Here is a 12,064-nt window from a genome sequence, read left to right as displayed (position 1 = left end):
GGAAGGAACAACCAGGATGGGATTAGCACATGCATTGGAACGCGTCGTCCTGCCGTCTGACCAGGATGCCTCAGGCCGAACGCTAGGTCAGGAAGAAATCGAAGCCCTAGTCGAGGTGATCCGTAGTGGGACCTTGACCAGCACCAAGGGCACTTGGGTCAGAACTTTGGAGGAGCGCTTTGCCGCACTTCTGGGAGTTAAGCACGTCTACGCATGCGCCTCCGGCACCGCCGCGGTCCATACCGCGATTGCGGCGCTAGACCCCAACCCCGGCGACGAGGTCATTACCAGTCCGATCACCGACATGGGTGCGCTCTCCCCCATTCTTTACCAGGGAGGCATCCCGGTCTTTGCGGAAGTTGATCCTCGTACTTGCAACGTTACGGCTGCGAGTATTAGCCGCTGCATAAGTAATCGCACACGCGCGATTGTGGTCACCCACCTGTTTGGGAACCCTTGTGAAATGGGCGAGATCATGGAGTTGGCGGAGCGCCACAAGCTGCCAGTGATCGAGGACTGCGCGCAAGCTTTCCAGGCGCAGCACAACGGTCGTGCTGTGGGCTCGTTCGGTGCTGTTGGTTGTTTTAGCCTGCAGCAAGGCAAGCACATCACGACCGGCGAGGGCGGCCTGGTATGTACCAATAATGACGCTTTGGCTCGGCGCATGTTCCTTTTTATTAATAAGGCGTGGGGCTACGGTGATCCTCAGCCCGACCACTACTTCCTGGCATTGAACTATCGCATGAGCGAACTGCAAGGCGCGGTCGCTGTGGCGCAGTTGCCCAAACTTGTGGGAGTGGCCAATAAGCGGATGGCAGCTGCTTCCAAACTAAGCGACAAACTGCGGGGCCTGTCTGGAATCGAGGTACCTTGGGTCCACCCGGCGAGTGTTCACACCTATTGGAAGTACTGCTTGCGAGTGGACGACCGTGTAATACCTGACGGTGCGGTAGGGTTAGGAAAGAGTCTCAAGGCAAAAGGAATTTCTTCCAGCCCGCGTTACATTCAAAAGCCGGCATTCATGTGCGAGGTATTTCAACAACGGCGAACCTTTGGGGTCAGCCAGTTCCCGTTTTCGCTCGCCCGCCCCGAGGCCGTGGATTACGACCCTGCGCACTTTCCTCAAACCTTTGAAGCTTTGCGCAGCCTGTTGGTTTTACCCTGGAACGAAAACTACACAGACGAACACGTTGACTACATTGCAGGGAGCATTCATGACTCAGTTGCAGAATTACGCGGCCGGTAACGGCTCGGAAAAACTAAAGATCGGGCTGGTGGGCTCGGGCTACGTTGGGCAAGCCTACGCTCAAGCTTTTGCCGGTTACAGCAGAGCGTCCCTCGTCGCCGTTGCCGACCTGCGGCCCGAGGCCGCGCGCGACATGGCGGAAGGACTGAAATGCGCCAGCTTCGACTCCTACGAAAGCATGGCGGAAGCGGTTGACCTGGACGCCGTGATCGTCTGCACTCCACCGGTCACCCATCCCGAGATATCCACCTACTTCCTTACGCGCGGCGTTCATGTTCTTTGTGAAAAGCCCCTGAGCATTGACGTCGAAAGCGCCAGAAGCATGATGGAAACCGCGCGGTCGGCGGGCACACAACTGATTATGGCCTCCAAATTTCGTCATGTGGATGACGTAGTCCGCGCGAAAAGTTTGGTCACCTCCGGAATTATCGGCGATGTGGTGTTATTCGAAAATAGCTTTACCTCGCAAGTGGACATGTCATCTCGCTGGAATTCCATGCCGCAGATCAGCGGCGGGGGAGTGCTGATTGATAACGGCACGCACTCCGTGGACATGATGCGGTACTTTTTAGGACCTCTCGCCGAGGTGCATGCCTTGGAAGGGAAGAGGACTCAGGGTCTTCCGGTTGAGGACACGGTCCACATCCTGGCACGGAGTGTAAGCGGAGTAGTCGCTACTAGTGACCTCTCTTGGACCATTAATAAGGAGCGGGAGAGCTACATCGACATTTACGGCTCCCAGGGCATGGTCTCGGTGGGATGGCGAGAGTCAAAATACCGTCACTTTGCCTCTCCCAATTGGCTTAAGTTCGGTTCTGGTTACAGCAAATCACAGGCGTTCCGCAATCAGGTGGATAACTTTGTCCTGACCCTTCGAGGCGAGGTCCCTTCCGCCATCACCGTCCAGGATAGCTTGGCGTCAGTGCAGGTTATTGCCGCTGCCTACACCGCTCTGCATCGTCGCCAGTGGACCCCGGTCTTGACGGATGATTTCGCTGAGGAGTTGGTGGGAGTTAAGGGAGCTGCGCTGTGAATCCTTCTGTAGTAGCCGCTGGTGAGAAGGTATTTCTCCATCCCACCGCAATCGTTGAAGAAGGCGTGGAGATTGGTGCGGGAACTCGAGTGTGGGATAACGTCCACATTCGCCCCCCGGCTCATATTGGCGAGCAGTGCATTGTCGGTGAAAAAACCTACATTGCCGGGTACACACGCATTGGTAATCGCGTCAAAATTAATGCTTTTGTGTACGTGTGTGCCGGGGTGACGATAGAAGACGGCGTCATGATCAGCGCCCGGACCGTATTCACCAATGATCGTTTCCCTCGTGCGACTACATCTGACTTATCCAGGCTGCGACCTTCCGAACCTGATGAGCACACCCGGCCGACTCTGGTCCGGGAAGGTGCAACCATCGGTGCAGGCTGCGTTATTGGGAATGATCTCTCAATTGGCCGTTTTGCCATGGTAGGAATGGGCTCGCTGGTCACTAAGTCAGTCCGCGATTTCTATTTAGTGGTGGGACACCCGGCAAGACCGGTTGGGTTGGTCTGCAGGTGCGGCAATCCTCTGGTTCGGTTTGGAAATACCTTGCCTACCGATATTGCAGAGATGCGCTGTTCCGAATGCAGTTTGGAATATGCCTTGGTGGATGGTGTGGTGATTGAGCGGACTCCACCGACTGATTACGCTCGACTCTAAAAGCCATGAAGACACATCGCTGGTGCGTAGTGGGCGGCGGGATCCTGGGCATGACTCTGGCCCTTCGCCTCGCGCAGCAGGGCAAATCGGTGACGTTGATGGAATCCGCCCCCAGCCTGGGTGGATTAGCCAGTGCGTGGAACTTAGGAGATGTAACTTGGGATCGGCACTACCACGTTACGCTCGGCTCGGACAGCTACACCCGGTCCTTACTCCGCGAGCTCGGACTCGAACATGAAATGCAATGGAAGCAGACTCGCACCGGCTTCTATGTCGATTCCAACCTGTATTCCATGTCGAACACGCTGGAGTTTTTGCAGTTCCCTCCGCTCAGGTTCATTGACAAGCTCCGGCTTGGCGCGAACATTCTCTATGCTTCCAAAGTAAAGAATTGGAAAAAGTTGGAGAAGATTTCTGCTATTGAGTGGCTGCAGCGTTGGTCCGGCCGTAAGACCGTCGAGGCCATCTGGGCCCCCTTGCTTCGCGCGAAATTGGGGGAGAACTACAAGGAAGCGTCTGCGGCATTTATCTGGGCCACAATCGCTCGCATGTATGCCGCTCGGCAATCGGGCATGAAGAAGGAAATGTTCGGCTATGTGCCGGGAGGATATGCGCGGATCCTGGATCGCTTTGCCGAAGCCCTGTTGCACGCCGGAGTACATATCCAGTTGAGCCAGTCGGTTCGGCAAATTGAGGCGATCCCCGGAGGCCAGCTAAGAGTCGAGCGATCGGGCGGGGAAGAGGAGTTCTTTGACCAGGTTGTCATTACGACCCCAGGTCCCATCATCGCGAGGCTTTGTCCCGATCTTACTCAACACGAGAAGGACCTTCTTCGCGGGATCAAATATCAGGGCGTAATCTGCGCTTCACTTCTCTTGAAGAAGCCACTCGCTAACTTCTATGTGACCAATATCGTCGAACCTTGGGTCCCCTTTACCGCCGTCATTGAGATGTCAGCGCTGGTTGATCGCAAACATTTCGCCGGCAATGCGCTTGTATATCTTCCCAAATACGTACCTTCTGACAGTCCGGATTTCGACCTTACGGATGACGCTTTGCAAACCAGATTTCTGCAGGCCCTGGAACGCATGTATCCTGACTTCGACCGGCGTGATCTGCTTTGCTTCCGGGTCTCGCGAGTGCGCCACGTGCTCGCTATTCCGACCATTAACTATTCGGAGCGTCTACCTCCCACTGCTACATCGGTTCCAGGCCTGCATGCGATTAATTCGTCTCACATTTTGAACGGTACCTTGAACGTAAACGAAACCTTGCAGTTGGCGGAGAAAGCCTCTGAATGCTTGCTCTCGCTTTCTTCAAGCCGAACTCACACAAAGAATGGTGTCAATTATGAAGCAGTACAAGCCCTTAGCCAGCCTCTCGCTGGATCTAGACAATAAGTGGTCTTACATGAAGACCCATGGAGACCCTGGCTGGGAGGGCTTTCCCTCGTATCTGGATAAATTGAGCCCGCGGGTGCTGAATTTCCTCGCGAGCCGGCAGTTGAAGATCACCGTCTTCGTTGTGGGCCAAGATGCGGCCTTAGAGCGTAATCATGAGGCGCTGAAATCCATTGCTGCCGCCGGCCACGAGATCGGGAATCATTCTTTTTCGCACGAACCGTGGATGCATCACTTCCCCGAAGCCTCGATTGACGAGGAAATTTCCCGGACCGCAGACAGCGTGGAGTGGATAACTGGAAAAAGACCAATTGGGTTTCGCGGCCCGGGTTTCAGTAATTCGCCCGCCATGATGCAGGTACTCGCGAGTCGAGGGTATCTCTACGATGCCTCTACTCTACCCACGTTCTTAGGACCTCTGGCGCGTGCCTATTACTTCAAGACGACCACGCTTAATAAGAAAGCGGCACAGGAACGAAAGGAACTGTTTGGGTCCTTTAGCGATGTTTTCCGGCCTATAAAAGCGCATTGCTGGGGCAAGGAAAAGAACATTGTGGAGATTCCGGTCACCACAATGCCGCTGCTGAGGACGCCAATTCATGCCAGCTATATTTTGTATTTGAGTCAGTTATCAAAGACGCTGGCTTTCGGCTACTTCCGTGCTGCCTTGGAACTGTGCAGATTGACGGGCACGTCGCCTTCGCTGCTACTGCATCCGCTGGACTTCCTGGGCAGCGATGATGCAATCGGATTGTCCTATTTTCCCGGTATGCAGATTGAGAGCGGCCGAAAGATGGAGATGCTCGAGAAAATTCTCGACCTGTACTGCCAAATGTTTTCGGTAGTCAGTCTTCAGGAGCACGCATATCTGGTTGCCAGACAGACGGGGGCGTTTTTGGTCAGCCCAGCGCCAGAAAAGATTCAGGAACCGCCTCATTCAACATCGGTTGCCATGGCGGCACAAGAAGCGGACCGGTAATCGCCGTTTACGACAATAGATATGGGTCAGTCACACTGCCAATGAATTTCAGACAGCAACCACCGGTAGCAATTCTCGGCACGGGCATCGGAGGGCTGACGGCCGCCCGCGAGCTGCGCCGGTCAGGCATTCCGGTTGAGTTGTATGAAGCCGGGCCCCATGTAGGCGGATTGGCGACCAGCTTCACTGATGATGAAGGATTTACTTACGATTTGGGCGCGCATTTTATAACTAACCGTCTGGCTAAGGAAGTCGGCATCGCTGAGCACTGCCGTGATGTGCGCTACTACGGTGAGAGCGTATTGATAAAGGGTCGTACTTACACTTATCCGTTGGGGTTGATGACGGCGCCGCGCTACCTGACTAGCGCTCTTATCAGTCATATTTCCCCAGGTCCACGAAAGTCGAACACCGCCGCTGATTGGTTTCGGAGAATGTACGGCAAGGCATTGGCGGATGAAATCGCTATCCCTTTACTGGAAGAATGGTCAGGTGCTCCAGCCTCGGATTTGGCCGCGTCCGTCGGAGACAAGATTCCGGTCGGGATCCTACGCGTTCTTTTGCTAAGGGCGGCGAGCAGGATCATGAATAAAGCCGTGGCCATCGGATACGGGCGAGAGCTACCGGAAAGCATCCGTGTATGGCATGTGTATCCCGAACTTGGCCTCAAGATGATCTCTGAGCGGATGGCATCGGAGCTGTCATCTCACATTCATCTGAACACCCCAGTAGAAGCCATTGTGGTGAAGGAGAATCGAACCGTTGCCGTTCGCGTTAAAGGGCGGGAACAGGAAGTTTCAGCGGTCATTAGTACTATCCCGTGCAGTGCGCTCCCCAAACTTTTGCAGGGCACTCGCGCACTCGACTATCTATCTCAATTTAAGTTTCGTCCCATGGTCTTTGTGATGATGAGATTTCTCGGACGAAATCTTCTGAAGGATGCTGTGCTGTGGACTCCCGAGCAGCAATTCCCGTTCTTTCGGCTTACGGAGACCCCTATCTCCATGCCCTGGCTAGCGCCCGCGGGAAAGACTCTGGTCACTGTAGATCTTGGTTGCGAAGTTGGCGATCAGATCTGGTCAATGACCGAGGACCAGGCCGGCGAATTCTGCCTGGAGTCCCTTACACCCATAATCAAGGACGCGCGCCAACGTTACTTGGGTTGTCGGACCCTGAGAACACCGATTGCATACCCTGTTTTCTTGAGCGAGTACGAAGAAGCTCGCAAACAGTTTCAGCAATGTACGGGAATCGAATTTCTATACAGCATCGGTCGCAATGGTGAGTTCGAACACCTGTTGACCGAAGATGTCTACTGGCGCACCCTGCGTAAGTTACCCCAGATTATGACTGACTTACGAAATAGACCAGTAGACGCAAGGGTGGACCAGTCGTCGGTAGCAGCAAGCTAAGAGCCATGTTTCCTGTGTCCAACTCGACGCGTAGTCTAAAACAGTACGCAGCAGAGAGCGTCTCATGTCACATCACTCTGCCGCGAGTCTGCACATTGCTGATCGCGTTGTTAGCAGCCCCAGCGTTGCAAGCTGAAGCTGGAACTACGATTCCGGTGTCTCATGTAGATCAGCCTTGCTCGGTTATTCTTGAACGAAGTGCATCGTTGGGCACGTCCTCTGTTCCGGCTGGCGTTGGTATCATGCCAAGCAGGTATGAGGATTTGTCGCAGGCCAACGAAGGGTTTAAAAAAACTGGTACACCGCTGGTTGCTTTCGACGGACGGCAGTATACCCCCGCAGGATTTACCGATGATCTGGGAATTTATTATTTCATTCCTGCGCTCTCGCGTTCTCTGCACATAACTCTGGCTCAAGCGATTCGAACTTTTTTTCTGTTCACCTTAATTATTGCCGGAGCGGTTGGGGGAGTTGGACTGCTGATAAGTCTTCAGAGTTGGGGCGGCAAACTTGTTGCGATGTTTGCCTTATTGCTCCTACTTTCTTTCGCTTATCACGTTGGCGACGTCTACATCTTTGAATGTGCTGTACCGTTATTGTTGGTGCCTTGGGCCTTGCTGCTCATCAGAAAGCAGTCTTCTGTTACCTGGTTCGTGACATGGTTTGTCTTGGCCGGCCTGCTCTGCGGCACGGCCTCGCTGATTAGAAGCAATGCGGCGTTGCCAACTGTCATGTTCCTTTCATGCATACTTCTTTTTTGGCCTCAGGGTCGCATCTCAAGACGGTTAGTTGTGTTGGCAATCTTTCTTGTTGCCGTGACAATTCCGCGAGAACTATTTCTTACCTTAAAGTCATCCCGCGATTCCTTTTTGATGACTGCTCAAGCAGAGCGGACAAGCGACTTTGACCGGCACACGTTTTGGCACCTGGCTTACATCGGTCTCGGCTATGTAAGCAGTCCATATCTTCCAGCTGGTACTTGCGATGAGGTCGGCAAAGCAAAAGTACGGTCCATCGCGCCCCAGGCGGCCTACTTGAGTGCCGGCTACGATCAGGCGCTGCGGTCCGAAGTATTTCGTATTGTGCGTCAACACCCGGGATGGGTACTTGCCAGTTTGATGGCGAAGACCGGGGTAGTCGTCCTGGTGATTTTTGGCTTTGCGAATTTCGGACTGCTGACTGCTGTCCTTTATCCAAAAGGGAGAGCAGTCGAGATCGCATTCTGGAGTGCGCTGTCCGTGGCCGCCGTACCACTGATTGTTGTGCAACCCGCACGGCAATACCTATTGGGATTGGCGTCGATGGCGACTTTATATGGCGTGTTTAGCATAGACCAGGCTTTTAGCGTCCGCGCACTCGCCCGTCTTCGTCCCCGTAGTTTAAGAGACCACGAGCCCACGCGTTCGGCGTCGGAGCACGCTGATGCTAGGGCAGAGGTTCAGCAAAAACACGAATCGTTAGTCACGATGAGGTGAGCAGTCCCTCAACTATTAATGTCTACTGCGATTATCACCGTTGATCGAGAGATAAAGGCCAGAGAAGGCACCGCAGTGTCGTGCCTCGCCCGCGCAGGGGAATTCGTGCGCGCTCATGGCGTGGCGATCGCCGCAATCAGCTTCGGCGTGCTGGTGCCGTGCTTTTGGCATCCCAGAATTGAAGCTGGAGATCTGGGCAGCCATGCTTACAACGCTTGGCTGGCACTTCTCATCAAGTCAGGCAACGCGCCTGGTCTTTTGCTGACCCAACAGTGGACCAACGTACTTTTCGACAGTGTTTTGACCTGGCTTTCTGCGGTGGTGGGCTTTTCGGCTGCTCAGCGGATCGCGGTGGGAGCTTCCGTTCTTATTTTCTTTTGGGGCGCCTTCGCAACTGTTTGCGCCATCACTCGACGCGTACCGTGGTTCATTACTCCCGCCATTGCAGTATTTGCGTATGGGGCGGTGTTCCACCAAGGGCTGTTCAATTACTACCTTGCGCTTGGCTTATCATTCTTTGCACTCGCGATTTTGTGGCGGGCTACGACTTGGGACTACGCCGCGGCCGGAACATTGCTCGCCTTGGCATGGCTGGCACAGCCATTGCCTGTGATTTGGACGCTTTCTGCCTGGCTATATACGCTTATCTATAGGGGCATAGCGCTCAAACATCGAGCCATCCCGTTCTTGGCGGGAATCGCAGTTCTTCTAGGCTTACGAGAGGCCGTCGTACGTCTCTTCCAGTCGCACTGGACCGTCCGCCAGATTCTGCTTGCAACCGGTATTGATCAGGTGCGTCTTTTCGGGAAGCCTTATCGCGTTGTATTTGTCGCCTTCCTCCTGATAGCCGGAGTATTGTTCGTTCGGCTTGTCCGCGCCCAAGGATATCGCGAATCTTTACTTGGTTTGCCATTTCAAATGTACGTTCTCTGCGCAGTCGGCGCTTTTCTATTGCCGAGAGAGATCTGGCTCCCTTCATACAATGCCGACTACGGGGACGTCACTGAAAGGTTTTCGCTGATAGCGGCGATTATGGGCTGTGCGTTGCTAGCTCAAGTGAAGCCGGCGCGCTGGCACGCGGGGGGACTTATCGCGGTCGCCGCGGTTTTCTTTGGCCTGGCATATAGAGACACGGGCGCAATGAACCGGTTGGAATCCAATGTTGAGGCAACCGTCCGCCAACTGCCGGCGGGAGAAAGAGTGATTGGGAAGTTCTACTATCCCGCGGTGGAAGGGACCGATATCAGCATGATCTTGGATCGTGCTTGCATCGGACATTGTTTCAGTTTTGGCAACTATGAGCCGTCAACCAAGCAGTTTCGAGTGCGTGCGTTACCGCAGAACAGCATGGTTGCCTGGGAGCAGAAGGAGCCGTTGCCGTCGCAGTATTTTCGGGCAGTGCAGGGAAGGCCTCTTTATGAAGTCTCTCGCTGCCGCACCAACTCTGATGAAGTTTGCCAACGCTCTATGAACGGAGAACAAGAAACACCAGTGCAGTCACCGGACCACAGAAACCAATGAACAGTAAATGGTTCCATACCAGTATCCCAATTCCAACACTCACAAACTCGCTCACGCCGAGGGATTTCCTGGAACAACCATGAACGTTTGGATAGATTTAGACAATTCGCCGCACGTGCAATTCTTCGCTCCCATCATTCGTAAGCTGGAGCGCGAAGGCATACCGCACTTTATTACCGTCCGCTCATTCTCACAGACAGAAGAGCTGGCCCGTTGGTATGGGCTCGATTTTGTAACCATCGGCAAGCATCGTACGCCACGTCATTTTGTGACTCGAGTGGGCGCAACCGCGGAAAGGGCGGGGCAGTTGGCCAGGTATGTACAAAAGCAGAAGCCCACGGTTGCAATTAGTCACGGTTCACGGGCAATGGCGCTGGCTGCATATCTTCTTCGCATTCCCACCATGACGCTCTATGACTATGAGTTTGTCTCATGCCGCTTCTTTAACATGGTCTCTACCCGCGTCCTGGTACCACAGCAGATTCCGGTGCAGCGTCTCCAAAAGCAGGGTCTGAAGCTGAACAAATTGGTGACCTATCCTGGGTTTAAAGAGGAAGTGTACATTTACGACTTCAAGCCAGACCCTAACATCCTTACCCAGTTACAGCTCGATCCAAAACGAATTATTGTGACCCTCCGTCCTCCTTCTACGTGGGCGCATTATCAGGATCCGAAGTCGGAGAAGTTACTTCATACTCTGATGCAGCGATTGCAACAGCAGAACGACATCCAGGTTGTCACGCTTACCCGCACTGAGGAACAAGCGATAGCGTTGCGCAAACAATACGGCCCGCTTTCGGATCGCTTCCGCATTTCGAGCGAAGCGGTCGATGGGTTGAGTTTAATGTGGCATTCGGACGCGATCTTCAGTGGCGGCGGCACCATGGTACGTGAAGCCGCTCTGCTAGGACTTAACGCCTATAGCATCTTTGCCGGAAAACTGGGAGCGGCTGACGAGGCTTTGACCCGGATGGGCCTGCTAAAAATGATTCACCAGCAGGAAGAAATTGAGAAGTTGCAGTTCCGCAAAGCTCCGGAGCGGAAAACTCCCTCGACTGCTACCTCTCTGACCAGAGAATGTGTATCGCTTGAGATCGAACGCTTCATCCGTGAATACTCGGGGCTCGAAATTCCTGCTCGGGTGAATCTAGAACAACCTACAGTTTCTTCTACTTTATCGATCGAGGAATAAGACAGGTTCGCATGCATATTCTTCATGTTGTTGGGGCTAGACCGAACTTTATGAAAGCGGCGCCGGTTCTTCGCGCATTGGCAGCGCGGAGCGGAGTTAAGCAGACCCTGGTGCATACCGGCCAGCACTATGATGCCAATATGTCGGATGTCTTCTTTCAGCAACTAAATATCCCTGCCCCAGATGTGAATCTGGCAGTTGGATCGGGCAGTCATGCTCGGCAGACGGCTGAGATCATGAGCCGCTTTGAAGACGTGGTTCTGGAACGTAAACCGGACATTGTGTTGGTCTATGGGGACGTCAATTCCACTGTGGCAGCCACGTTAGTCTGCTCCAAGTTGCTCATCCCGTTAGGCCACGTAGAGGCTGGCCTGCGTTCTTTCGATCGCACCATGCCGGAGGAAATCAATCGTCTGGTCACCGACCAGCTTGCCGACCTCTTATTTACTCCCTCGGAAGACGCCGACACTAATCTGCTCCATGAAGGTATCTCTCCGGACAAAATTTACCGTGTGGGAAACGTTATGATCGATTCCCTCATCCATCTCCTGCCGGCAGCAGCTCGGCATGGGAAGAATGGGTATCCTGACCGTTATGCATTGGTTACCCTGCACCGGCCTTCGAATGTAGACGATTCCCATGTTCTCAAACAGATACTGCAGTCGCTGCTGGCGGTTAACGACGAGTTCGCAATTGTTTTCCCTGTTCACCCGCGCACCCGACAGCGCATAAGTGAGTTCGGGCTGAATGTTGACCAGCTGCGGCTCCTCGATCCTTTGCCCTATATTCAGTTTCTGGCCTTGCAACAGCATGCGTCGGTCGTGATCACGGACTCGGGAGGCATACAGGAGGAGACCACTTATTTGCAGGTGCCCTGCCTGACTCTCCGAAATAACACTGAGCGGCCGGTTACGGTGACATTAGGAACAAACGTGCTTATAGGTCACGATATGTCGAAGCTTCGCGCCGAACTTTCAAAGATTGTTGATGGCAGAGCAAAGCAAGGGTCCGTACCGCCGCTATGGGATGGCCGGGCCAGCGAACGGATTGCGGATATCCTTCTTAAAAATCAACGACCTGCAGTAGAATTAGAGAAGTCAATTCGTGTTATGCAATAAGGGACAAGCACCCAAGGAAAGTA

General features: G+C 53.8%; 10 protein-coding genes. All 10 read left to right on the top strand.

What is annotated here, in order from left to right:
- Positions 1–16: 16 nt before the first annotated feature.
- The 10 genes from VFA76_06870 to wecB all read left to right on the top strand — a co-directional run bounded on the left by VFA76_06870 (position 17) and on the right by wecB (position 12,041).
- Positions 17–1,246, top strand: coding sequence for a DegT/DnrJ/EryC1/StrS family aminotransferase (locus VFA76_06870; protein ID HZR31559.1), 1,230 nt, complete (start codon positions 17–19; stop codon positions 1,244–1,246).
- Positions 1,215–2,279, top strand: a complete 1,065-nt coding sequence (locus tag VFA76_06865) for a Gfo/Idh/MocA family oxidoreductase (protein ID HZR31558.1) — start codon at positions 1,215–1,217, stop codon at positions 2,277–2,279. Before VFA76_06870 ends, VFA76_06865 begins: the two co-directional genes overlap by 32 nt.
- Positions 2,276–2,944 carry an acyltransferase gene (locus VFA76_06860; GenBank protein ID HZR31557.1) on the top strand — a complete coding sequence of 223 codons (669 nt, stop codon included), beginning with the start codon at positions 2,276–2,278 and terminating at the stop codon, positions 2,942–2,944. The genes VFA76_06865 and VFA76_06860 overlap by 4 nt, the downstream gene beginning before the upstream one ends.
- 5 nt (positions 2,945–2,949) lie before the next feature.
- Complete coding sequence (locus VFA76_06855) at positions 2,950–4,344, top strand: NAD(P)/FAD-dependent oxidoreductase (GenBank protein ID HZR31556.1); 1,395 nt, start codon at positions 2,950–2,952, stop codon at positions 4,342–4,344.
- The gene (locus VFA76_06850; protein ID HZR31555.1) at positions 4,295–5,323 is read left to right on the top strand and encodes a polysaccharide deacetylase family protein; all 1,029 of its coding nucleotides are present in this window, start codon (positions 4,295–4,297) and stop codon (positions 5,321–5,323) included. The genes VFA76_06855 and VFA76_06850 overlap by 50 nt, the downstream gene beginning before the upstream one ends.
- 41 nt (positions 5,324–5,364) lie before the next feature.
- Positions 5,365–6,735, top strand: a complete 1,371-nt coding sequence (locus VFA76_06845) for an FAD-dependent oxidoreductase (GenBank protein HZR31554.1) — start codon at positions 5,365–5,367, stop codon at positions 6,733–6,735.
- Positions 6,736–6,830: 95 nt separating this feature from the next.
- Positions 6,831–8,210 (top strand): hypothetical protein, encoded by a 1,380-nt coding sequence (locus VFA76_06840; protein HZR31553.1) that lies wholly within the window; start codon positions 6,831–6,833, stop codon positions 8,208–8,210.
- Between the two features lie 18 nt (positions 8,211–8,228).
- Positions 8,229–9,731, top strand: a complete 1,503-nt coding sequence (locus tag VFA76_06835) for a hypothetical protein (GenBank protein ID HZR31552.1) — start codon at positions 8,229–8,231, stop codon at positions 9,729–9,731.
- Between the two features lie 7 nt (positions 9,732–9,738).
- Complete coding sequence (locus VFA76_06830) at positions 9,739–10,923, top strand: DUF354 domain-containing protein (protein HZR31551.1); 1,185 nt, start codon at positions 9,739–9,741, stop codon at positions 10,921–10,923.
- A gap of 11 nt (positions 10,924–10,934) precedes the next feature.
- A complete protein-coding gene (wecB, locus tag VFA76_06825) occupies positions 10,935–12,041 on the top strand; it encodes a UDP-N-acetylglucosamine 2-epimerase (non-hydrolyzing) (GenBank protein HZR31550.1) in 1,107 nt (368 codons plus the stop codon).
- Positions 12,042–12,064: the final 23 nt, after the last annotated feature.

The organism is Terriglobales bacterium, from assembly GCA_035651655.1.
Lineage (GTDB): Bacteria > Acidobacteriota > Terriglobia > Terriglobales > Acidobacteriaceae > DASRFG01.
The sequence above is the reverse complement of the archived record's forward strand: the minus strand, read 5'-3'. Positions and strand labels throughout refer to the sequence as shown.